Source organism: uncultured Photobacterium sp. (assembly GCF_947502415.1).
GTDB lineage: Bacteria > Pseudomonadota > Gammaproteobacteria > Enterobacterales > Vibrionaceae > Photobacterium.
In genome coordinates this window covers 1-22,482 of record NZ_CANMZV010000038.1, presented here as the reverse complement: position 1 = coordinate 22,482, position 22,482 = coordinate 1, and the positions used below count along the sequence as shown (strand labels likewise).

The 22,482-nt window shown below is 43.7% G+C and carries 18 protein-coding genes and 1 pseudogene; 9 read left to right on the top strand and 10 right to left on the bottom strand.

The annotated features are described in order from the left end of the window. Positions 1 to 69 precede the first annotated feature (69 nt). The 3 genes and pseudogenes from Q0852_RS22550 to cas2 all read right to left on the bottom strand — a co-directional run bounded on the left by Q0852_RS22550 (position 70) and on the right by cas2 (position 1,827). Positions 70 to 597 carry a CRISPR-associated endonuclease Cas1 gene (locus Q0852_RS22550; protein ID WP_299022456.1) on the bottom strand — a complete coding sequence of 176 codons (528 nt, stop codon included), beginning with the start codon at positions 595 to 597 and terminating at the stop codon, positions 70 to 72. Beyond that, positions 594 to 1,544, bottom strand: a pseudogene (cas1, locus tag Q0852_RS22545) (CRISPR-associated endonuclease Cas1). The gene Q0852_RS22550 and the pseudogene cas1 overlap by 4 nt, the downstream one beginning before the upstream one ends. A 4-nt stretch (positions 1,545 to 1,548) precedes the next feature. Then, on the bottom strand, positions 1,549 to 1,827 hold the full coding sequence (gene cas2 / locus Q0852_RS22540) for a CRISPR-associated endonuclease Cas2 (RefSeq protein WP_299022454.1): 279 nt from the start codon (positions 1,825 to 1,827) through the stop codon (positions 1,549 to 1,551). 147 nt (positions 1,828 to 1,974) lie between these two features. Here cas2 and csx16 point away from each other — a divergent pair, with 147 nt between their 5' ends. Continuing rightward, positions 1,975 to 2,289, top strand: coding sequence for a CRISPR-associated protein Csx16 (gene csx16 / locus Q0852_RS22535; protein ID WP_299022452.1), 315 nt, complete (start codon positions 1,975 to 1,977; stop codon positions 2,287 to 2,289). A 161-nt stretch (positions 2,290 to 2,450) separates the two neighbouring features. After that, positions 2,451 to 2,900: a dCMP deaminase family protein gene (locus tag Q0852_RS22530; protein ID WP_299022450.1), complete on the top strand. Its 450-nt coding sequence runs from the start codon at positions 2,451 to 2,453 to the stop codon at positions 2,898 to 2,900. 83 nt (positions 2,901 to 2,983) lie between these two features. On the opposite strand, the gene Q0852_RS22525 is transcribed toward Q0852_RS22530, so the two are convergent. The 3 genes from Q0852_RS22525 to Q0852_RS22515 all read right to left on the bottom strand — a co-directional run bounded on the left by Q0852_RS22525 (position 2,984) and on the right by Q0852_RS22515 (position 5,101). Continuing rightward, positions 2,984 to 3,796, bottom strand: coding sequence for a bifunctional 5,10-methylenetetrahydrofolate dehydrogenase/5,10-methenyltetrahydrofolate cyclohydrolase (locus Q0852_RS22525; RefSeq protein ID WP_299022449.1), 813 nt, complete (start codon positions 3,794 to 3,796; stop codon positions 2,984 to 2,986). 196 nt (positions 3,797 to 3,992) lie between these two features. Next, complete coding sequence (locus Q0852_RS22520; RefSeq protein WP_299022447.1) at positions 3,993 to 4,562, bottom strand: YceI family protein; 570 nt, start codon at positions 4,560 to 4,562, stop codon at positions 3,993 to 3,995. Between the two features lie 2 nt (positions 4,563 to 4,564). Further along, complete coding sequence (locus tag Q0852_RS22515; RefSeq protein ID WP_299022445.1) at positions 4,565 to 5,101, bottom strand: cytochrome b; 537 nt, start codon at positions 5,099 to 5,101, stop codon at positions 4,565 to 4,567. A gap of 311 nt (positions 5,102 to 5,412) precedes the next feature. On the opposite strand from Q0852_RS22515, the gene Q0852_RS22510 reads away from it, so the two are divergent. Next, positions 5,413 to 6,213 (top strand): EAL domain-containing protein, encoded by an 801-nt coding sequence (locus tag Q0852_RS22510; protein WP_299022443.1) that lies wholly within the window; start codon positions 5,413 to 5,415, stop codon positions 6,211 to 6,213. A 71-nt stretch (positions 6,214 to 6,284) separates the two neighbouring features. On the opposite strand, the gene Q0852_RS22505 is transcribed toward Q0852_RS22510, so the two are convergent. Next, on the bottom strand, positions 6,285 to 7,670 hold the full coding sequence (locus tag Q0852_RS22505; RefSeq protein ID WP_299022441.1) for a lyase family protein: 1,386 nt from the start codon (positions 7,668 to 7,670) through the stop codon (positions 6,285 to 6,287). A gap of 501 nt (positions 7,671 to 8,171) precedes the next feature. On the opposite strand from Q0852_RS22505, the gene Q0852_RS22500 reads away from it, so the two are divergent. Continuing rightward, positions 8,172 to 8,453, top strand: coding sequence for a PepSY domain-containing protein (locus Q0852_RS22500; protein ID WP_299022439.1), 282 nt, complete (start codon positions 8,172 to 8,174; stop codon positions 8,451 to 8,453). 42 nt (positions 8,454 to 8,495) lie between these two features. Here Q0852_RS22500 and Q0852_RS22495 read toward each other — a convergent pair whose 3' ends face one another. Continuing rightward, entirely contained in the window at positions 8,496 to 9,902 is a 1,407-nt protein-coding gene (locus tag Q0852_RS22495) for an alpha-amylase family glycosyl hydrolase (protein ID WP_299022438.1), read from the bottom strand. 367 nt (positions 9,903 to 10,269) lie between these two features. On the opposite strand from Q0852_RS22495, the gene glgC reads away from it, so the two are divergent. From glgC to Q0852_RS22480, 3 genes are all read left to right on the top strand, one after another. Beyond that, entirely contained in the window at positions 10,270 to 11,487 is a 1,218-nt protein-coding gene (gene glgC, locus Q0852_RS22490; RefSeq protein ID WP_299022437.1) for a glucose-1-phosphate adenylyltransferase, read from the top strand. Continuing rightward, positions 11,477 to 13,000, top strand: coding sequence for a glycogen synthase GlgA (gene glgA / locus Q0852_RS22485; RefSeq protein WP_299022436.1), 1,524 nt, complete (start codon positions 11,477 to 11,479; stop codon positions 12,998 to 13,000). The genes glgC and glgA overlap by 11 nt, the downstream gene beginning before the upstream one ends. Before the next feature lie 343 nt (positions 13,001 to 13,343). Further along, positions 13,344 to 15,230: a methyl-accepting chemotaxis protein gene (locus Q0852_RS22480; protein WP_299022435.1), complete on the top strand. Its 1,887-nt coding sequence runs from the start codon at positions 13,344 to 13,346 to the stop codon at positions 15,228 to 15,230. A gap of 100 nt (positions 15,231 to 15,330) precedes the next feature. Here the strand turns inward: Q0852_RS22480 and Q0852_RS22475 are convergent, their stop codons facing one another. Continuing rightward, entirely contained in the window at positions 15,331 to 16,251 is a 921-nt protein-coding gene (locus tag Q0852_RS22475) for a LysR family transcriptional regulator (RefSeq protein ID WP_299022434.1), read from the bottom strand. Positions 16,252 to 16,497: 246 nt separating this feature from the next. Here Q0852_RS22475 and Q0852_RS22470 point away from each other — a divergent pair, with 246 nt between their 5' ends. Next, positions 16,498 to 18,147, top strand: a complete 1,650-nt coding sequence (locus Q0852_RS22470; RefSeq protein ID WP_299022433.1) for an alpha-glucosidase — start codon at positions 16,498 to 16,500, stop codon at positions 18,145 to 18,147. Between the two features lie 512 nt (positions 18,148 to 18,659). Here Q0852_RS22470 and glgX read toward each other — a convergent pair. Continuing rightward, positions 18,660 to 20,609: a glycogen debranching protein GlgX gene (gene glgX, locus Q0852_RS22465; RefSeq protein WP_299022431.1), complete on the bottom strand. Its 1,950-nt coding sequence runs from the start codon at positions 20,607 to 20,609 to the stop codon at positions 18,660 to 18,662. 376 nt (positions 20,610 to 20,985) lie between these two features. Between glgX and Q0852_RS22460 the strand changes: the two genes are divergently transcribed. Beyond that, on the top strand, positions 20,986 to 22,272 hold the full coding sequence (locus tag Q0852_RS22460) for a carbohydrate porin (RefSeq protein ID WP_299022429.1): 1,287 nt from the start codon (positions 20,986 to 20,988) through the stop codon (positions 22,270 to 22,272). Positions 22,273 to 22,482: the final 210 nt, after the last annotated feature.

Sequence of the window (22,482 nt, the reverse complement as noted above, 5' to 3'; positions counted from 1 at the left end):
ATTGTCGCCATAAGATCACCCGATAACTCGACAAATAACTAAACTATAGTTCAAATCACCAAGTTGGCATCATGGCCCGGCATTGTGAAAAATCTGGTTTAGGTGGGCACGATAAAATCCCAGCAACCATGCTATACCTTGGTTGAAAGCATCTTTGCAGTGCATTGTTTTCATCATCAGAACAACGGCATCATGAAACTGCTTTGCCCGCAGTTTAGGGACGCCGTTTTCCATTCCGACCTGTTTCAGTATATGACGGCGCTGATTATCCAGCCAAAGGGCATAAACAGTTTTAAATCCACTATGGTATGGCAATTGTTCAAGATAAAACCCTAATGGTTCTGGTTGGCGAAGGTGGGGCAATAGCTGACCGCGAATGTGGCCGTGGCCATCGAAAAAAGTCACGGGGATTTGCCGGGTAACACAGTAAATAAATACTTCAATCGGGACATTACAACGGCCACTGATGGTGATCCGGCTGATCCGTGTAAGTGGGAAGCGTAAAGGACTTTGCCCGGATAAGGTGATTTTTAATGCTTTCCCGTCCAGGCTGGCATGTTGTAATGCGTGCCCCTGAATATGGAGAACTTTCTTCATTGCTCGGCTCCCTGATTATCAAGAAAGCGGGCCAGAATACGGACATAGTGACGAAGCCTTTTGCGCCAAACGGGGAGCTGGTTCTGGAAAGCCGGGTAATAGTGGCTTCGTCCGGTTTTACTCAGCAGGCAGGCACCTTTGTCATGAGTAAAGTGATCGGCCCGAAGGTGACGGTCATGGAATATTTGCCACACCCACTGGTTGGCACTTGCGCGTAACAGTTCCATTAAGTCGCAGGCCAGTGATTCTCTGCCATGGCTCGGCTTATGAAGAACGCCTAACATCGGATCGAGTGATGCGCTGATTGCAGTACGGACCGCTTCGTAATGAAGCAGGGTATAGGTTAACGACAACACAGCGTTAACCGGAACTTTCGGCGGGCGTTTGTTCCGGCCTGCAAAACAGAGTTCAGGGGCAAACAATTGACAGTAAGCGGCAAAATACGCTTTTGCTCCGGCCCCTTCGACACCGAGAAGCTGTTTATGGTTGAATGCCGGTGCTTTGAGTGACTCATACTGCTGGTTGAGTTGCGAAATGGCGTTAAGTAACACCGAGCGACGATCTGGCCTTTTGTTTATATGAAAACGTAACTGTTTTTTATGGCTTAGCAATTTGTGCTTTACAAGCAGGCCGCAAAGTTTCAGGTTGGTATGGTCATTACTGATTAGCCTGTATTGGCTGAGGCGCCGAATAGGATTTGAGTAATTGGGCGAATAGATAATGGTGCTGGCGTGGTGATCTCACCCGTTGAGGCACACAGCAGTGATCCCATGTTTACCCAGTTGGTTGAGGCAAGTAGAAGATAACTGGCACGGACTGCTGATCACCAGGCTGCTAAGTTGCCGCAGGGGAAAGCTGTTTTGTGAAGAATCATCTAGTCGGATCAGTAAGCGGTTTCCCTGCGTTGCCAGCTCACAAGCCTTGCGATCAATATAGAGTGTTTCCATACGGTTACCCCAGATAGAAAAAATCTTCGTCCATGGGCTCAACAGCAATGCCTAAGGTAAACATGGGGCGTTGCTGCTGTAGCCGGATTATCATAAAACTGTCTTCAGCTTCCATAACGTCTTCCATGCGGCACAGCAGTTCGTGGCGCTCACCTTCGCTGAGGTAGCATTCGAAGACGGAGTACTGACCACCGCCGGCATAATCTTTGAGAACCTGTAGTGATCTTCTCAGCCGTTTGGCATTACGGATGTCATAACAGCAGATAAACAATTGCCTTTTCATCGGATGGATACCTTGCGCCCTGACGTAATAATTATTGTCTAACCTGGAAGGATTATCGTGGTTGGCAAGCTTGCTAGAACGTGAAGGTGTGTTTTCTCGGGTAAGCTTAACAGCAGTGTAGAGTGTTTTTATATTAAGGTTGGTTTGGTGAGTACGATTGTAATATCCAGGCATGCCGGGTTGTTGCGGTGGCTGAATGAAAAGGGGATAGAGTTTGATCACCATTGGACGCACTTGGATGATTGCCGTCAGCTTTGTCCTGGCGATCAGGTTATCGGTAATTTACCTATTCATCTGGCTGCGAAGGTTTGCAAGATGGGGGGAAGTTATATTCATGTTTGCTTGAATGTACCTGAAAACCTTCGTGGTCATGAGCTTACCGCAGAGCAAGTTCTAGCTTTGAATCCTGAGTTACGTGTATATGATATTCAAGAAATTAACCATAGCTATTTTAAAAGCTAATTTTTTATGGCTAGCTCCTATAAGATTTTGATATCTGATCTTTCTGAACTGATCATACATCGTCTTTCATTTATAACTGTATTTACAGTATCCAAAATCTCCTTGAGCTGAGTTGTTAAGTCTTGCAAAATAAGGGCAATAGATACAACAAGGTAAAGATCATGATTTCTAAATGGGCTGTGCGCTTTTTTCAAATGGCCGAGTTGGTGGGTTCTTGGAGTAAAGATCCGTCAACACAAGTGGGGGCTGTGATCACGCAAGGTAACCGCATCGTATCCGTTGGTTTTAACGGTTATCCGCATGGTATTTCAGATAGTGCTGATATTGATGATCGTGAGATGAAGCTGCTGAAAACGCTGCATGCGGAAGAGAATGCAATCTTGTTTTCCAAACGTGATTTAGCTGGCTGTGATATTTGGGTAACACATTTCCCGTGCCCGAACTGCGCAGCAAAAATCATTCAAACGGGTATTTCATCAGTTCACTGCCCTGAGCAGACTGAAGACTTCTTGTCTCGTTGGGGGGATAAAATCAAAGTGAGTCAGGATATGTTTACTCAGGCAGGAGTAGAGGTTGACTGGTTGCCATTGGATGAGCTTTCTAGTCAGTAAACACCGCTGTTAGATCCAAATTGAATAGGGCCACCGAAAAGGTGGCCCTATTGTTTTCAATATTTACTGATTGGTATAACAGATTAAACCTGTGAGCATTCTGCCAGCTTAACTGCATTACCCAGCACATGGAGACAGGTTAGTCGGCCAACACCGCCTGGTACAGGTGTGATAGCTGCGGCTGGCTCTTCTTTCAGGCTATGCTTTACGTCACCAACCAGTTTACCGTCAACTCGGTTGATACCGACGTCAATGATCAGCTGACCATCAAAAAATTGCGAACTCTCTAATATGCCGTGGGCACCCGTTGCGACTACGACAACGTCATACCGTTTCCAGTCGACAGACTCTAGATCTGAACGGCTATTAAAGCTTGATACTGTGCTTTGGCGGTTAATAAGCTCAATAGCTAGTGGTTTACCAACAATATTACTTCTTCCGATTACGGCGACTTTAAGTCCTGCAAAATTATTTTCACCGTAATGGGTGGCAATAATATCTATCGCAGCTTGGACAGTACATGGCAGGATTGCATTTTGACCAAGTACCAATTGTCCTAAAGCTTCAGAACCGAAACCGTCGACATCGATTGAAGCCGGTAGATCTGGTGCTACCAGTCCGTTCGGTAGTGGTAGCTGGAATAGAATCGCATGTTCAGTTTTTGCGGCAATCTCATCCAGATCGGATTGAGTGGTTGTTTCTTCTGCTAGAGTGATATGGTTACAGGTCAGGCCTAATTCGTCGAAAAGACGAATTTTATTGCGGACATAAACCTTACTTGCCGGATCGTCACCGACAGTAACGATAGTGAGTTGAACTGGGGCGCTGAGTGCAGCAATTTTGTCTTTCAGCGTTGCCAGTTTTGATTCATAGATAGTATTGATAACAGATTTCATTTTTCTAAACGCTTGTGACTTTGTATGATTTATAACTAACTGAGTTTTTATTCACAATGTTTTTTAGAAAAAAATTTAAGAGTAGCTATGACTTAGGTCGTTTCTACGTAATTAGGAAGAGTCGTTCAACGGTTAAGGTTAAGCAAAAATCCGGCTAAAGCCGGATTTTGAATTTGTTGAAGTTGAAGAGTAGTAGCTACTGACGAACCCCCTCAACATGTAGCTCCAAATCAACGTAGCTGGATTCGCCCATAACCTGGATGCCGAAGTCTTTTAGTTCGAGGCGGGTTGTACCGGTAAATCCTGCACGGTAACCACCCCATGGGTCTTTACCCTCACCGACAAACTGGGCATCAATAGTGATAGGTTTGGTTTTACCGTGAAGGGTTAGATCGCCATCAATGGTCATTTCGCCGTTCCCTTTAGGTTCTATTTTGGTGCTGGTGAAAGTGGCCGTTGAATATTTCTTCACATCTAGGAAATCGTCGCTGCGGACATGTTTGTCTCGCTCTGCGTGGTTGGTATCAAAACTGCTGGTATCGATATTTACTTTGACTGCCGAAGCGGAAAGATTCATAGGATCGTAGCTAAAAGTACCATCAAAAGTATTGAAGCGGCCTTTGATAAAGCTATAGCCAAGGTGTTTGACTTTCAGATTGATAGAGGCATGTGCGCCTTTGGTATCAATTACGTAGTCAGCTGCAGATGCCATTGAAGGAATAGTAAACGCGGTTAGCAAACCTAGAGCGATTAGTTGTTTTTTCATCTTTACTTTACTCCCAACATTTTTTTTAAGGTATTGTCTTTGTTTATAAAATGGTGTTTTAACGCGGCAAGTGCGTGAACTAATGCCAGAGCGATCAAGCCAAATGCTAGGTAATAGTGGAGCTCTCCGGCAATGTCAGCCTGATTAGGAAATAGCTCACCAAGTGCCGGGACTGCAAACCAGTTGAATACGTCGATGGCACGTCCGTCCGCTGTTGATATTAGGTAACCGGAGATGAACATTCCAAATAACATCAGATAAATGAGCCAATGCGCCATTTTTGCACCGACTTTTTCCCAACGGGCCCCTTCAATCGGTGGGTGACCTTTTAGGTATTTCCAGCAGAGGCGGAATAGGGTCGCAAAGGCTAGGCAAAGCCCGATGGATTTATGCCAGTGTGGTGCTGGTTTGTACCACTGGGAATAGTAATTTAGATCAACCATCCATAAACCAACCGCGAATAAGCCGATAATAGCGACAGCGGAAAGCCAATGGAGGATGATAGATAACCAATCATAATTTTTTCTGGCGTCATTCATTGTGTCTTTTCGTTTCGTTTATGTCTGGAATAGTTCTTATTCTAGTTTTTTTATTAAAGAACATAAGGCTTGCTTATTGAACGACAACATCAAAATATCTGAATGAACTAATTGGATAATGATTGGCGAGATAGTATTTATTGAAAGCGAATCAATACATTGTCTCAAATATGATACGCATCTGTGCTACACATATCTGTATGATGGTGGAAAAGTTTGTGAATTGCTCTGTATTTTTATAAGCGGTATCTATAAAAGTGAGTGCTTGTAATTATGGTAAATATTATAACAAGTCTAAATGTAGGCAGTCAGTGGCTAAGATATTACGAACAAGAGATGAGCTCGAACAGTATTTAATTCAATCGGAAGCTGGGTATTATAGCGCTCGCTATGATAGCTATCTGATGAAGAGTGCTTTTCAGCCGATAGTGTCCGCTTCAGGCCAGCTTTTTGGTTATGAGGCTTTGCTGAGAATTTATGATGAAAGTGGCTTTAAGCTTAAAACAGAGCCTTTCTTTAGTTCGGAGTTTATGAATTCTTACGATAGAATCAATATTGACCGTCTTGCCCGTGTAATTCACCTCCGCAATTTTGCACTGTTTGTTTCGAAAGGTACCTTGTTTTTGAATATGACGCCGATTGCCGCGGTAGATTTGGATAGTCAGCCGCTGTCCCAGCAGTCGTTTATTGATCGAGTTCATGAGCTCGGGCTTTCTATTGATCAGATTTATTTTGAGATTCTCGAGCACAATTGTGCCTGCGATAAAATGTTGGTGAATTCATTGCGTAGCTTACAGGAGCTTGGGGCTCGAATTGCTATTGATGATTATGGGGTAAATGCTTCTTCAGAAAGTAGAGCTCGTAATGTTAAGCCCGATATTATTAAAGTCGATCGTAGCTTGTTGGCTGATTACATAAATGGCAAACCTCAAGAGTTGCAAGATGTGATTCAATTGGCCCGTGAATTAAAAGCCAGGGTGTTGCTGGAGGGAATTGAAGACTACCGCGCTTTTGTGGTTGCGAAACAGCTGGGGGTCGATTATCTGCAGGGATATTTTATTGGACGTCCCGAACTTGTAAATTATATTTCTTGTCAATTTGAGCCTATTTAAGTTTCCGCCTGGTATTAGGCGGAAACTTAGCTAATGCATGCTTATTTGTCACTGATTTCCATCGTGACGGGTTAGTTGGCAATTCCCCCTGCTGTTAAGTGTTCAGGATTTAGTAACTTCTCTAATTCTTCTCGGTTCAGCTCTGTCTCTTCTTCCGCAACATCAATGATGGCGCGTTTCTCTTTATAGGCTTTTTTTGCGATTTCGGCTGCTTTTAGATAACCGATCACCGGGTTGAGAGCCGTGACCAGAATTGGATTCTTGGCTAGGGCCAGTTGTAGGTTATCTTCCCGAACTGCGAAGCTGCCAATTGCCTTATCGGCCAGTAGCTTTGATGCATTGGCAATAAGCTCAATACTTTGGATCAGGTTAAGTGCTATTACGGGTAACATGACATTAAGCTGGAAGTTACCGGATTGACCGGCGACTGTAATCGTTGTGTCATTACCTATAACCTGGGCTGCGACCATTGCTGCTGCTTCCGGGATTACTGGGTTAACTTTACCCGGCATGATGGATGAGCCTGGCTGGAGGGACTCAAGCTCGATTTCACCGAGACCGGCAAGTGGACCTGAGTTCATCCAGCGTAGATCGTTCGATATCTTCATGATGGCGACAGCGGCTGTTTTAAGTTGTCCTGAAAGGGCAACAATCGCATCTTGGCTGCTGAGGTTATAGAAAAAGTTATCACTGGAAGTGAAGCTGATTTCTGTTGATACCGAAATATTATTGGCAAAGGTTGCCGCAAACTTCGGATCTGCATTGATACCAGTTCCGACGGCGGTACCTCCCTGGGCTAATCCAGTCACGTTATCAAGGGAGTGAACTATACCTTGTTGCGCTTTTTCCAGCTGAGTTTTCCATCCCTGTAGTTCCTGGCCAAGTGTTACTGGCATCGCATCCATCAAATGGGTGCGACCTGTTTTGACAATATGACCAACTGCATCTGTTTTTTGGTCGATGGTGTCGATCAGTCGGGTTAAGGCCGGAAATAGCTGAAAATGGCAGGCCAGGGCTGCGCTGACTTGAATTGTGGTCGGAATAACATCATTGCTGCTCTGCCCCATATTGACATGGTCATTGGGGCTGACGTTTTTACTGCTTTTTTGTGAAGCGAGTGTGGCGATCACCTCGTTAGCATTCATATTGGAACTGGTACCAGAGCCGGTTTGAAAGACATCGATGGGAAATTGGTTGAGATGTTTGCCGTCGATAATTTCCTGACAGCTGTCAATAATAGCGTGTGCTATATCACCTTCTAGATGCTCAAGCTCAAGGTTGCTGCGTGCGGCTGCCTGTTTTACGAATGCCAGTGCTTTAATGAACTGCGCTGGCATAGGCATACCGCTGATGGGGAAATTATCAATAGCTCGTTGGGTTTGAGCCTGGTAAAGCGCATCAACGGGAACATGGACATCACCCATGCTGTCTTTTTCTATACGGAAATGAGAATTCATATATTTTATCCTTAGAAGGCAGAACTATTGTGGATTTGTAATAAGTTATGTTGAAGGGATAAAAAACGTCGATGACATCGGGCTCATGGCCAGGTAAAACGGGATGGTTGAGAAACCGATCTTCAGCCCTGAAGTACATACTGTAGAGCAGTGGTTGCTTTTCCATATCATGTTTCTCACTTTTATGGTAATGATAACTGTTACCATTCAGTAAAGGGGATGCAAGGCCAAACGAAACCTTAGTTAAAGTCTATACTATCTTGTTTGTTGCTTTAGGACGGTTTCTGGGTCAAAACGTAAAAGCGAATGAGACAGATTTTTTATCAAATTATTTGCGGTCGTTAGAGGATTAAATTGGGACTGTGATTGATTGGACGAGGGGCTTTTGTCAGCTTAAGTAAATCTGTGATTTAACTCACATTTGTCTTTTGGGCGCAGTGGGGGATCTTTATGTGGCTCTGCTATGATGGCCATATTAAGTACTTTTAGGTGGGAGGTGGTATGAAAGTATGTCTGACGTTGTTGCTGGGAACCATATTGGGAGGAGTGTTGAGCGTCGGGTCAGTATTGGCAGATCCGGTTGAATCTCCGCATCCCGATATGCTGACGGTTCCTGAGGCGATGCGGTTGCTGCAAAGTCAGGGATTTCACGATTTCAGGAAAATCAAAGTTGAACGTGATGAGAATGAAATAGAAGTTGAAGCCAGTGACAAGAATGGCGAAAAGGTCGAATTGGAAATTGACCTTTATACAGGCAAAATTCTTGACCTGGATCTAGATTAGGTTGGCAATGGCCTGCTGCCAACCTTTTCATAACGAATTGAATTATAAAGTGGTGACAAACATAGCGCATGACTTAGCTGGAAGTGTCACCTTGGTTAACATTTCTTTTTTACTTCCGTTGTCTGTGGTTTTCACTTGTTTTGTTACTCTCACACCTTCCATTTCCAGTAAATCAGCAAAATGTTCATTTGGTAATTGAACCGTCTTTTCTGATAAACCTTTATTGATTACGACAAGGCCTTTGTCGCCACGGCTGAACATCAGGTGGTTAGCACTGTGTTCGAGGTATTGCATGGTTTGGCCATGCGCATAGTTATGGAACTGGATCATCTTGATGAGAATAGGATCCTTCCAGCTATCATACCAGCGAGGTGAACCGTCTTCTCGAGCAATACCACTGGTATCCAAATCTGAATAAACCAAAGGAACACCGCCATCACGCCCGAAGAGATAACAATAGGCGAGGCGTTCATTATGTTCTGACATAACCTGATCGAGGAATACATCATTGTTCGGTATGTCGTGGGTCGTGGCAAATGTGATCGCCCGGTCCACCGCAAGTGCCTGACCAACAGAATAGGGGTTAATCAGACCTGACACCGACTCATCCTTTTCAAAAACCTTGAACAGGGAATGAAAGAGAGGAAAGTCATAGGCGCCGAGGGTGGTTGATTTCAAGTACGGTTTTAGGAATAGCTCATATTCTTCCTTACTGGCACCGCCATCGGTGATGATTTCACCAAAGATATGGGTTCCTTGAGCGATCTCTGCATCCCATACCTGCTGGATGTGCTCGAGTGTCATATGCTTGGCGGCATCAATCCGAAAACCACTTATTCCTAGGTGTCTTAATGCTTTGAGGTAAGACTTTTGTGCTTTTACTACATTCTCATTGCATTTTAACGTTGGCAGGCCAGGATCTTCGTTGCTGCCGCTGATTCGACCATGCTGAACCTGCCATGGATCTTTCCAGTTTTGAATTGGAAATGCCTGGACAAAGTCTTGTTCAGTGAATAAAGGTTGAGATAAATCGCCAAAGAGCCTGATGGACGCTGAATAATCGTTTTTATTTTTATAATCCTGAATGATTTGCGAGTTAGGGTAATCGAGATCGTCGCGTTGATCTGATTCATTCGCCATATGATTAAATACGATATCGGCATAGATCAATATTTCATGCTCATTCAGAGCTGCCGTCATTTTCTTGAATTCGGTTGTATTTCCAAGTTGGTTGTCAATTACCCGGTAATCTTGTGGTTGGTATCGCTGCCACCACGGGGTGCCGTTTTTTGATTTAAGCGACTTGAGCGGCGGAGAAACCAATACTGCTTTGAAGCCGGCATTGGCAATGGCTTCGGCATTTTCAGTGATACGGCTGTAAGGCCAGTCAAAGGCATGCAGGATCACATTTGTGGCCTTTGGTGAGTGAATTGAAAAGCTCGTCGTCATCGTTTTTATATCCATACATGAAACTAAGGGGAGTCTACTGCCCAGAATTGAAAAAGTATTCAGCTGTACAGGGTGTTGGGGGGGAGGAGGTGGGGGGGAGTAGGGTCGTTTAGCCAGAGAATACGCGAGATCCGGGAAATATGACGATTCTATAAATATTTATTTAGCTGATTTTAAGCACTATTTTGCACATAAAACACCCGATACTTATTAGATTGTAAGTAGTCCTCCTACCAAAAAGTGTGAACGCTGTAATAAATTTTTGTTTTTGTAATTTATTAATCAAGATTCACTGCAATTACATTCTCAATGGGTATGGAAATATGGTATATATGTGTTCGATTGCTTATTAACAAGGAGGTACACCATGGCTGGTGTTTTAGGAATGATTTTGGCAGGTGGTGAAGGCTCTCGCTTGCGTCCGTTAACAGATACTCGAACTAAGCCTGCAGTGCCATTTGGTGGTAGTTACCGCCTGATAGATTTCGCATTGAATAACTTTCTGAATGCGGATTTGATGAAGATCTATGTGCTGACTCAATTTAAATCTCAATCACTTTATGTGCACATGAAAAAGGGCTGGAATGTTTCTGGTATAACTGGTCGTTTTATTGATCCGATTCCGGCTCAGATGCGAATGGGAAAGCGCTGGTACGACGGAACAGCTGATGCGATTTATCAGAATTTGCGTTTTGTAGAACTGGAAGCACCGGATCAAGTTTGTATTTTTGGCAGTGACCATATCTATAAGATGGATGTTAAGCAGATGCTTGACTATCACCTTGAGAAAAAAGCAGATTTAACCGTATCGGCTTTGCGGATGCCACTTAGCGAAGCCAGTGCCTTTGGTGTGATTGAAGTTGATGAGCATGGTTGCATGGTTGGCTTTGAAGAGAAGCCGGCTAATCCTAAATCAATTCCTGGTGATCCGGATCATGCGTTGGTTTCGATGGGGAACTACATTTTCGAAACTGATGTGTTGAGTAAAGAGCTTGAAGAGGATGCGGTTGACGAGCAATCAAGCCATGATTTTGGTAAAGATATAATCCCTAAACTATTCCCGCTTGGTAAAGTATTTGTTTATGACTTTACGAAAAATATTATTCCTGGCGAGAAAACAACAGGTTACTGGCGTGATGTTGGTACGATTGAGTCATACTGGCAGGCTCATATGGATTTGTTGTCGGAAGATGCACCATTTTCTTTATATAACCGTCAGTGGCAGTTGCATACATACTACCCGCCGCTGCCGCCAGCGACGGTTCTGGATAGTGATGACTGCAAGGTGGATATCAACAATTGTATGATTTCTGCTGGTAGCTATATCCGCGGGGCAAAGGTGTATAAGTCGGTGTTGGGCTTCCGTACTAATGTTGATCATTGTACGACGATCAGCGAATCAATCATTTTGGGAGATGTGAAGATCGGTGCGGGCTGCTCGATCCGCCGTGCTATCATCGATAAGAATGCCCAGATCGCACCTGGGACGGTCATTGGTGAGAATATCGAAGAGGATAGGAAGAACTACCATGTATCAGACGATGGAATTGTCGTGATACCAAAAGGAGCAAAAATTGGTTACTAGGAAAAAACCATCTTCGGGGAAACCGCTTAAAATATTGTTTGTCGCTTCTGAAGTTGAAGGGCTGGTGAAAACTGGAGGGCTGGCAGATGTTGCCAAGTCTCTCACTGCAGCACTGAACGATCTGGGTCATGAAGTACGTATCGTGATGCCATTTTATCAACGTATAGCGGGCCGCGAACAGGCGAAGCTAATTGTTGATACTGAATTGTATGTAGATACTCAGCCAGTTCCTGTTGAATACCAGGTTAAAGAACTTGAGGGAGATGTTCCGGTTTATGCTGTGGATGCTCCTCAGTACTTTGGTCGTGCAGAGCTGTATGCTGAAAATAATCAGGCTTATGCTGATAACGGAGAACGCTTTGCCTTTTTCAGTGCAGCAGCTTTGGATTTGTGTGAGAAGGTTGGATTTCAGCCGGATATTGTCCATTGTAATGACTGGCATACAGGGTTGGTGCCGTTTCTGTTGCGTACCAGATATGCTGATGACGTATTTTTTGCTGATACGAAAAGTGTAATTACAATACATAATGCTGTGTTTAAGGGCACCTTTAATTACGATCAGTACAGCTTAATTCCTGAGTTGATCCAGCGTCGTTATATCAACGCAGAAATGGATTCGGCACACATAAGTATGTTGAAAGCTGGTGTGGCATATGCCGATAAGATCAATGCAGTGAGTCCGAACTATGCGTCGGAGCTGTTGACCCAGCTGGGCTCCCATGGAATGGCGGCAGATTTCCAGAATCGAGCCAGCGATCTTTATGGCATTGTGAATGGTTGTGAATACGCTGATTGGAATCCGGAGACAGATTCTTTCATTAAGCAGAATTTCAAGGCCAGCAAAGTCAGCCTTGTGCGAGGGAAAAAGGCCTGTAAACGCGATTTGCAGCAGCAAGTAGGTTTGCCTGTTGAGGATGTGCCGCTCTATGGCATGGTGTGTCGACTGACTGAGCAGAAAGGGATTCACTATCTGATCCCTATCCTGGAAGAGTTCTTAGTTAATGAAGCTCAGGTTGTTATTGTCGGTACCGGTGATCCGAAATTAGCGACTGCATTGCGAGAAATTAGTGAAGTTCACAAAGAGAAGTTCGCTTTCGTAGAGGCTTATAGCAACCCTTTGGCACATTGTGTTGAGGCGGGGGCTGACTTCTTTATGATGCCGTCTGAATTTGAGCCATGTGGTCTGAATCAGATGTACAGCCACGCGTACGGAACGTTACCAATTGTGCGTGCAGTGGGCGGTCTTAAAGATACTGTTATTGATTATGATCAGACTCCTCAGGTTGCAACAGGGTTTATTTTTGAAGCTCCGACACCGGAAGCTTTGCTGATAAAACTTCAGCGTAGTTTGCTGCTTTACTGTCAAAAACCTCAAGAATTTAGACGCCTTCAGCAAAATGCAATGGCTTGTAAGTTCGACTGGAAAGAGTCTGCGCAGCAGTATGTCAGTATGTACCGAGGAGAAGAGAAAGGGCTGGTTGCTTCTGTGACTTATCCGGAATTGGTCGTTTAACTAACGATTCAAGATACTGATATTAAACATTAATTTGTAATTCCTATCCCCTTGAAGCCCTCCATTGTGAGGGCTTTATTTTTATATAATGAAAAATAATGATTTTTTTTGCACTATGTGGTATTTGTTCATGCAATTGGTTAAAAAATACTATTGAAGTATGAATTTTTAAATAAAAGTGTAATAATTTCGAGCTTAGAAATAAAGCGATATGGCTTAAGGGTAGCCAGAATCCGGAGGGGAACTTATTCGTAAGTCGATTCGGACTACTTTAACGGTCATATCCATAATAAAGCTGAAGCGTATTACTGCTATCGTGGTTAAAAAATAAGAAAGGGAATCAATGTTTAATTTAACTCTTCGGCAAAAGCTGGCACTTTCGGCCAGTATCGCCATCATACTGGGTGGAATGTTGGTAACAGCACTTTCATTTATGTCTTCACTTGGACGTTTGGATGAAGATCTTAATGATCGACTTCGTGGGGTTGCATCGTCTTACAATACTTACGTAACCGATTGGCTGGAAGCTAAAGGGGAAGCGCTTTCTGCATTGCCTGAAACGGTTATTTCTGAATCTTTGTCTGATCACCTAAAGCAAGTTCGTGATTCAGCTAAATTCGATAATGTATTTTTAGCTTTCGGTGATGGTTCGCAGGCCAATGCCAATGGTGTGAAGTTACCACCTGGTAATGATGACCCACGAAAGTGGAGCTGGTACCAGAATGCGATGAGATTGAATGGACAGGTGACGGTAGAAAATCCGACGGTTGCCGCGGCAACCGGCGCGACGGTTGTTTCTATGGGTAAGGCGGTGACAGTTTTCGGCCAACGCGCGGTGCTGGGGGCTGATGTTGAAATGGTGAACATCATCAAGCAGTTAGAAGATGTGGTGCTTCCTGGTGATGGTTATATGTTTATTGCCAATAGTGAAGGTAATCTCTTTGCCTATGCTGACACATCACTTCTGAATAAATCTGTCAGTGCACTAGACAGCGACTTAACTGATGGTTTGGTTAAACGTTTGGCGCGTGAAGGCCATCTTGAGAAAGAAGTCCTGAATGGTCGTGAAAGCTTCGTTTTCGTTGCGCCTATTAATGGAAAAAACCTGAATACCGTTATTGTGATTGATTACGAGTCGGTTGTTGCGCCGCTTTACAGCGCCTTGTATGAGCAGATGCTGACAACGTTGCTGGTGGTGGTAGTCTGTGTTTTTTTGTTTAACTTGCTGTGTGTTTATCTTTTCAAGCCGCTTCAGCTTGTATCGAATGCACTGGCGATTATTGCACAGGGCGGCGGTGATCTGACTCGTCGAATTGACCTTGACAGCAATGACGAAGTTGGTGATTTGGCCCGTAATTTCAACCAGTTTGTTGCCAGCCTACAGGTGCTGATTGGTCATATTCGTGCTCAAGGTGTCGATTTGAGTAAAGCTTCGATTGCAAGTGAGTCACGTGCTGATAAGACCGCGAGTGACTTGCAGCGACAGCAAGATGAAATTGCGATGGTGGCAACTGCTGTGACTGAAATGGCATCTGCAACTCAGGAAATTGCATCACATGCTGAACAGACCGCACGCGCTGCACAGGATTCGACAACCCATACAAATAGTGGCCGAGAGCTGGTTGTACAAAGCAGGGTGTCAATCAATAATCTGGCAACAGAAGTGAATGAAGCAACCAGTGTGATTGAAGAGCTGAATACGCACGCTCAGGGCATAAACAGTATTCTTTCGACAATTCAGAATATTGCGGAGCAAACGAACCTGTTAGCATTGAATGCTGCCATCGAAGCCGCACGGGCCGGTGAACAAGGGCGCGGTTTTGCGGTTGTTGCTGATGAAGTTCGCGTGCTATCTCAGCGTACACATATGTCGACGGAAGAAATTCAGAATATGATTGCTACGCTGCAGCAGACAACGACTAAAGCGGTTGGTTTGATGGAAACCAGCTCGCAGTTGGCACAGTGCTCTGTGGAAGACGCGGATCAAGCTACCGCGGCACTGGAGCAAATTAATGATTCGGTTGCTTTGATTAGTGATATGGCAACTCAAATCGCGACGGCTGCCGAAGAGCAAACTCATGTGACGGATGAAATCACTCAAAATACGACCACAATCAAAGATGTGACCGATCAACTGGCTGAAGACGCGAAGGGCGCACGTCTTCAGGCTGAGGACTTGAGTTCGCAGGCTGCTAGCTTGAACGATAAAGTAGCAACTTTTGTTGTGTAATTTGATTTTGTATTAAGCCAGACGGCTTTAGTTTTAATCGTTTGGTGAAAAAACATAAAGCCCATGTGACTCATTGAGCGCATGGGCTTTTTATTTATGTTTATTGGCTGGTGGATGATTGAGTACTACAGATAATAAGTTGCTTTTTTACATCTAGTACGTGGTCAGCTAAAACATCATTAAGGTGGTAGATACCGACAGTTCCAATCTGGCCTTTATGTGCTAATGGGAGAGGCACAATATCTGATTGTGCGAAATAATCTGTCATGCTTTGTGGGTAGGGCATGATGGCGTTAATGGTCTTCAGTATATCCACGCTGGCTGCTAATGAATTGATTTCGTAGACAATACGCTCAGAGACTTTTTTCCTTTCTTTTTCAAGTCGTTTAGGAAGCGGGTTTTCGATGAGGTGCTGGTAGGTATCGGAATCCGGCGTGATCTGTAGTAAAGGGTAAAGTTCGGTATCATCGGTAATCTTGTGGTTAACGAGTAACGGATGCGAGCTGTGGACAAAAAGGGCTTCCTGATCTTGAAGTAGCGGTATAAAGGTAACGTTACATCGCCGCGACAAACCGATAATTTCATGACCGACAAAAAGGTCAATTTGGCCGTGAATAAGCATATCCATTAGTTTGAGGTGGTTGCCAAATTCAAGCTGGATTGAAATAGAAGGATTGTCGGCACTGTATTGTTTCAGTGCGTGTTTGACAAAGACTTCCCACCAGGCATCACCGGTTCCCATTCGGAGTTTTTCGGTTTTCCTTTCTTTTAAATCCGCCATTTTGTGGAGCAGGGCGTCATGACGGCGTTGCAGTTCAAGTGCTTGCTCCTGTAGTAGTAGCCCGTACTCAGTTAGCTCAACGCCTTTTGATTTTCGGATAAAAAGCGGTACATCAAAGCTGGCTTCGAGCTTTTTCATGTTATTGGTGAGTGTGGGCTGGCTGAGACCTAAATGGCTGGCGGCAAGGCTGATATTTCCCAGTTCGGCAACTACTAGAAATTGTCGGTAGCTTTTATCCATAAGCATTTATCCAGAATAAGGGGGCACAAAGGCCGAAAAGAGATTATCGACAAGTCTCACATTTATTGAATTTCATGGAAATCACGTTTGGTCTGATATTGTGATCTGTATCGTTAAAATTGACCGTGATATAGGAAAAAGCTATATCACTTGTGGCTCTATGTATTTTATATAACAAACTAACCGCATTATGCTATCGGCATTAAAGATATCACTTGTTTGATTCAAGCTTAATTTACGGAGCCGATGTCGATGAAAATCACGCCGAAGTGGTGGCATGATGCTGTTGTCTACCAGATTTACCCTCGTAGTTTTTGCGATTCCAATAATGACGGGATTGGTGATCTGCAAGGTATTATCAGTAAGCTGGATTACCTGGAAAAACTGGGTGTAAATGTAATTTGGTTATCTCCTGTTTACCGCTCGCCAATGGATGATAATGGTTACGATATTTCTGATTATCAGGACATCGCCCCGGAATTTGGCTCGATGGAAGATATGCAGCAGTTGCTTGCTGAGGCAAAGAAACGTGATATTCGTATCATTATGGATTTGGTTGTTAACCATACCTCGGATGAACATTTTTGGTTCCAAGAAGCGCGTAAGTCGAAAGATAATCCGTACCGTGATTACTATATCTGGCGTAAGCCTAATGACGATGGCTCGGCTCCGGATGATCAAGGATCAATTTTTGGTGGAAGTGCCTGGCAGTTTGATGAGCAGACTGGAGAGTACTATTTCCACCTGTTTTCGAAGAAGCAGCCTGATCTAAACTGGGAGAATCCGAAGGTTCAGCAGGAAGTCCATAAAATGATGAACTGGTGGATTGAACAGGGGATCGGTGGCTTCCGTCTTGATGTAATTGATCTGATTGGAAAGGAAATCGATAAGCGTATTACAGGGAATGGGCCGAGATTACACCCACTATTGCAGGAAATGAATCACGCGACATTTGGTGATAAAGATTTGCTGACAGTAGGTGAAACCTGGGGAGCTACGCCAGAACTTGCTAAGTTATACAGTAATCCTGATCGTGAAGAATTCTCAATGGTATTCCAGTTTGAGCACATTACTCTGATTTGGGAACATGGTGATAAATGGAATCCTATCCCACTTGATCTGCCTGCCTTCAAGAAGGTGCTGACGAAGTGGCAGGTCGAACTTGAGCAAGAGGGTTGGAACTCATTGTTCTGGAATAACCATGATCTGCCGCGTGTCGTATCGAAGTACGGCGATGAAGGGCAGTACCGTGTAGAATCAGCCAAGATGTTGGCTACAACCCTGCATATGATGAAAGGAACGCCATATGTCTATCAGGGTGAAGAGATCGGGATGACTAACGTTGCATTCGGTAGTATTGATGATTATCGCGATATTGAAACTCTGAACTTCTACAAGGAACGGACGGATAATGGTGTTGCGCCTGAAACGATGTTGGCGGCGGTACATGAAAACAGTCGAGATAATGCCCGTACACCAATGCACTGGGATAATACCGAGCATGCCGGTTTCTCGACGTATCAGCCTTGGTTGCAGGTAAATCCGAACTATCCGGAAATCAATGTAGAGTCAGCTTTGGTTGATCAGCATTCCATTTTCTATCATTACCAGAAGTTGATTCAGTTACGTAAGTCATTGCCTGTGATTGTTAGTGGTGCCTTCCAGCCTGTCTTTGAAAATCATGAACAGGTATTTGCTTATATTCGTTCTGACGAGAAGCATCGTTTATTTGTACTGAATAATTTTACTGCGGAAGCGGTAACTCTGACGATGCCAGAAACATTGCGAACCGATAATGCAGAGTGCATTATTTATAACTATGATCACCACCGGCAGCTAGGTGAACAGTTAACCCTTAAACCTTTTGAGTCTTTTGCGGTGTTATTACCAGCTTAATTGAACCGAAAAATTAATAATCTACTGTAATTTCAGTTTATAGTTTGGCTCTATCCAATAGGTATTGGGTAGAGCTTTTTTGCTGCTGAGGCACACGTTAATGCTGCACTATCGCTATATTGATAATGATATTTTGTTTACGGTTTCACATCAGAGTGAGAATTTATACCTGGTTGGGATATTTTTAAACTGGGAAGCATTTAAGCTTATAAATACTGATAATGTTCATATTCTTCGTAATAACAGAAAAGTGTTTAATAAACTTGGTGGTTCTGGTTTTATTGAATATTATCGGTGAGATGATGAAAGGTAGGTTGCCGTTCTATTCAATAAAGATTATCTAGTCGGTTATTAATTTAATAATCAACATAATGGAAATTTCAATTATCTTTTGTTGCCAGAAAATGTCAACGCTGATGAACTGATACTAATAGCAAAATAGTGTTGGTTTAGCCATATAATAAAGCCCGGCATGAGTTATTGCCGGGCTTGGGGTTCTTGTATGTTTCGGTTTATTCTCGGAACAGGATGGTTAGTGATTTCGCAGCTTGCATGTATGTGCTTTGAATCTGACGAGAGCTGAGATAGCGCTCGGAAGTATCGCAGATTACAGACCACTTGCTACCTTCAGGAAGGCGGTAACGAGTAGGAATGTTTGAATGGTTGATAATGAACATCAGTTCTTTGCCATGCTTATACAAGCCCAGATAAACGGCGAAAGCCTCCAGTCCCTGCCAGTCTTCGGCTGTCATCATCTTACCATTTGAGCGCTGCCAGTGGATCCGGTGGTGTCCGCGTTCATGCCCGCTGAAAGCACGAATGAACGGAGCCATGATTTCTTTTCTGGCTGCTATCATTTGTCCTAGCCAGCTTTCGAAAAGCTCGTCGCCTTGTGACATTTCCCAGTCAGCCCAACTAATCTCGTTATCCTGGCAGTAGGCGTTATTATTGCCTCCCTGAGTATGCGACAAGCTATCGACAGCCAGAATGTGAGGAATTCCGAAGCTAAACAGCAGGGTTGCCATCAGGTTACGCTTCTGACGTTCTCGTTTGTAGACAACCGCCATTTTTTCGGTTTCGCCTTCCACTCCGTGGTTGTATGAGCGATTATCGCCATGGCCGTCCCGGTTGTTCTCTCCGTTGGCATGGTTATGTTTATTGTTATATGAAACAAGGTCTTGCAATGTGAAACCATCGTGATAGGAGATAAAGTTTACCGGCAGCTTATCTGGCCAGCCGCCGGCGCTGAATAAATCACGGGAGCCCATCAGGCGGGTTGCAAATTCTTTGACATCATTTTGGTTGCATAGCCAATAACTTTTAACCGTATCGCGGAACTTGTCGTTGCATTCGTTCCAGCCTCGCGGGAAGTGACCGAGCTGGTAGCCATTAGGGCCGACATCCCAAGGTTCGGCGATTAGTTTAATTTTTTTCAGGATTGGGTCTTGAGCTATCGCCTTGAAGAAGGCGCTATGAGTATCGAATTGGTGTCGATTACGGCCAAGTGTCGCGGCTAAATCAAACCGGAAGCCATCAATATGGTAGTGGGTAACCCAGTGTCGCAGTGTATCCAATACCATGTTCAGGCTCGGCTGGTAGGTGAGGTCCAGGGTGTTTCCACAACCGGTATAGTTCAGCAGGTTTTTGTCTATGCTTTGGAGGTAGTAATTTTTATCGAGGCATTTGAAATGGAATTTCGGTCCGCCTTCACCACCTTCTGCCGTATGGTTGAAAACAATATCGAGGATGACTTCGATATCGTGTTTGTGCAGCTCCCTGACCATGGTTTTCATTTCGGTGACTGCATCCTGAATCGCGTAGCGCGGTTCAGGTGCCATGAAGCACAGGCTGTTATATCCCCAGAAATTGACTTTATCCATCTTTAGCAAGTGTGGTTCTGACATGCAGCTAGTAACGGGGAGTAGTTGGAGGGTAGTGACTCCTTGTTGTTTTAAGTAGTTGATAACCTTTGGCTGACATAAGCCCAGATAAGTGCCTTTATATTGTTCATCCATGTGCGGATGAAGTTTAGTAAAGCCTTTGACATGGGTTTCGAACAGAATGGTTTCTTCGTAAGGAATTTGCGGGGTAGTTGTATCCTGCCAGTCAAATATATGATCTGTAACGACAGATTTTGCGAATTCCCAGCTTTTATCTGCGCTAAATGGCGAGATATAAAAAGGGGTTTTATTTAGTGCCTGAGCATAAGGGTCGAGTATTAGCCTTTCTTCATTTTTATCTTTTAATTTATAACCATAAAGCTGACCTTTTTTGATTCCAGGTACAAATGTATATCTTAATCCCATGTGATGGTTGTCTAACTCAACGATTGTCTTCTTATTATCATTGTCAAACAGAACTAATTTAATATCTCGGTTGTCGGGGCTGTGAATTGAAAAATTACAGCCTTGATCACACAATGTAGCCCCTAAAGGAAATGGCTGAGCTAATTTAGCGAACATTTCGTACTTCTCTTTTCTTTTTTTACCTATTTATACCCGTTATTAAATCGAGAAAATTTTGTCAGTCAAGGAATGTTTTTTTTTGATAAAAAAGTAAAGATAATTGAGTTACTGATTGTTTCGTGATTAACAGAAATAAGTGACTGAAGTCTTATTTTTAAATTGTATTTTGTTCTTTTATTACGGGATTACGCCTGATCTTCGTGAGGCGAGTCACGAAACCTTTCTCATCCCCAATAACTACGCCCCTCTAATCCTCCCTACTCCCCCCAGTATTAGGATGATGTGCAAGGCTGTATGAAAGCTGAATATGAGTCCCGAAAAGGTTGCCCAGATAGCAATAGCAACCGTGACAATAATTAGAAGGGACATTCCTATGAAACACAAGTTAGTACCTGTAGCAGCGGCATTACTTACCGCGCTTGCTTCTGCCAACGTAGCGGCAGAGTCCGCAACTGATGTTGTTACAGATGGCTGGGAAGTACACGGTTACGGTTCTATGAATTACCGTATGGTTGAAGGTGAAACTGTAGATACTGAATACGGTAAGCCAGACTACAAAACTGCTGGTACGCACGGTAAAAGTACTAACCAGGTAGAATTTACTGTCAAGAAGCACACAGAACATCAAAACGGTGTTTGGTCTGACTTCGTTGTACGCTCTGAGTACGGTAACGGTAACTCGTTTGCTTATACATCAGAAGGTAGTCAGAAAGACAACACTAAAGCACAGTTTGAAGTTAAAGAAACGTTCGTTGAAATCGGTGGTATCTCATTCCTAGGTGAAGATACTTCTATCTGGGGTGGTCAGCGTTACTTCAATCGTGCATCAGGCTTGCTATCTGGTGAGTTTTGGAAACAGTCTTCAGGTGTCGGTGCGGGTATTCAGACAAAACTAGCGGGTAATACTACAGGTATCGCTGTTGTCACGGCTGATAAAAATGATGATATTAATGGTGGCGTGAAGACTGATCGCAATACACTAACGTCATTAGATTTTTACTATTATGGCGTTAAGGCGCTTGGTGGTAGCTTTGATTTTGACCTGAAAGTAATGTCTCAGGCTAATCAAGACTCAAGTTCTGACAGCGGTTTTGGTGCTGCAATTACATATAACCGTGACTACTATGGTCTAGACGGTTGGACTCAAACAGCGATTGCTTATGGTGAAGGTGTTGCACAGAACCGAGGCGTAAACTTTGGTGGCTGGTCTGGTGGTAACGATGATGCACAGTCAATTTTCTTAACATCATACGGTGTACTAAATATTTCAGATAACTGGCAAATGGGTTCTGAGCTGACTTACTTTGCAGCGTTAGATCAACTGTTTGGTGCTGATGACCTGAAGCGCTACATTGCTGCTGTTCGACCTTCTTATAAAGTAAACGATAACCTACGTATTGAAATGACGGCTTCATATGGTCATGAAGAAGGTAAAGAAGGTTACTTTGGTGGCCGTAGTGGCGATGCAGTTGAAAGTGACATCATTAACTTAGAACTAGCATCTGCGTTTACTGTGAATGCTGACTACTTCGGCCGTCCTCAAATCAAACCTTACGTAAGCTACATCAAGGCTGACGATGAGGCTAGTGCAAAAATCATCGATATTAAGAACGGCGACGACGAGGTTGTTGTTGGTGTTCACACTGAAATCTGGTTCTAAGCCAGTTTATGTGAAGGGCAGCCCTCGGGCTGCCTTTTTGAGTATATATCTATTGGATTTTGTTGTAGATGTAATAGAGATATACCCAATATATTTGATTTCTCAGGGTATGGGAGACCAAGGTGAAAATAATGCCGAATTCATATACTAAGTGCGACAACCATTATTGAAATATTACTCTCCTGCCTCAACCTTCTATTTTGTTATCTT

Coding starts and splice junctions, on each gene's coding strand:
- glgX (WP_299022431.1), bottom strand. CDS start 20,609: ATGTTCGCTAAATTAGCTCAGCCATTTCCTTTAGGGGCTACATTGTGT.
- Q0852_RS22505 (WP_299022441.1), bottom strand. CDS start 7,670: ATGAATTCTCATTTCCGTATAGAAAAAGACAGCATGGGTGATGTCCAT.
- cas2 (WP_299022454.1), bottom strand. CDS start 1,827: ATGAAAAGGCAATTGTTTATCTGCTGTTATGACATCCGTAATGCCAAA.
- glgC (WP_299022437.1), top strand. CDS start 10,270: ATGGCTGGTGTTTTAGGAATGATTTTGGCAGGTGGTGAAGGCTCTCGC.
- Q0852_RS22525 (WP_299022449.1), bottom strand. CDS start 3,796: ATGAAATCTGTTATCAATACTATCTATGAATCAAAACTGGCAACGCTG.
- Q0852_RS22550 (WP_299022456.1), bottom strand. CDS start 597: ATGAAGAAAGTTCTCCATATTCAGGGGCACGCATTACAACATGCCAGC.
- Q0852_RS22500 (WP_299022439.1), top strand. CDS start 8,172: ATGAAAGTATGTCTGACGTTGTTGCTGGGAACCATATTGGGAGGAGTG.
- Q0852_RS22530 (WP_299022450.1), top strand. CDS start 2,451: ATGATTTCTAAATGGGCTGTGCGCTTTTTTCAAATGGCCGAGTTGGTG.
- Q0852_RS22495 (WP_299022438.1), bottom strand. CDS start 9,902: ATGACGACGAGCTTTTCAATTCACTCACCAAAGGCCACAAATGTGATC.
- Q0852_RS22475 (WP_299022434.1), bottom strand. CDS start 16,251: ATGGATAAAAGCTACCGACAATTTCTAGTAGTTGCCGAACTGGGAAAT.
- Q0852_RS22470 (WP_299022433.1), top strand. CDS start 16,498: ATGTCGATGAAAATCACGCCGAAGTGGTGGCATGATGCTGTTGTCTAC.
- Q0852_RS22515 (WP_299022445.1), bottom strand. CDS start 5,101: ATGAATGACGCCAGAAAAAATTATGATTGGTTATCTATCATCCTCCAT.
- Q0852_RS22480 (WP_299022435.1), top strand. CDS start 13,344: ATGTTTAATTTAACTCTTCGGCAAAAGCTGGCACTTTCGGCCAGTATC.
- Q0852_RS22520 (WP_299022447.1), bottom strand. CDS start 4,562: ATGAAAAAACAACTAATCGCTCTAGGTTTGCTAACCGCGTTTACTATT.
- Q0852_RS22460 (WP_299022429.1), top strand. CDS start 20,986: ATGAAACACAAGTTAGTACCTGTAGCAGCGGCATTACTTACCGCGCTT.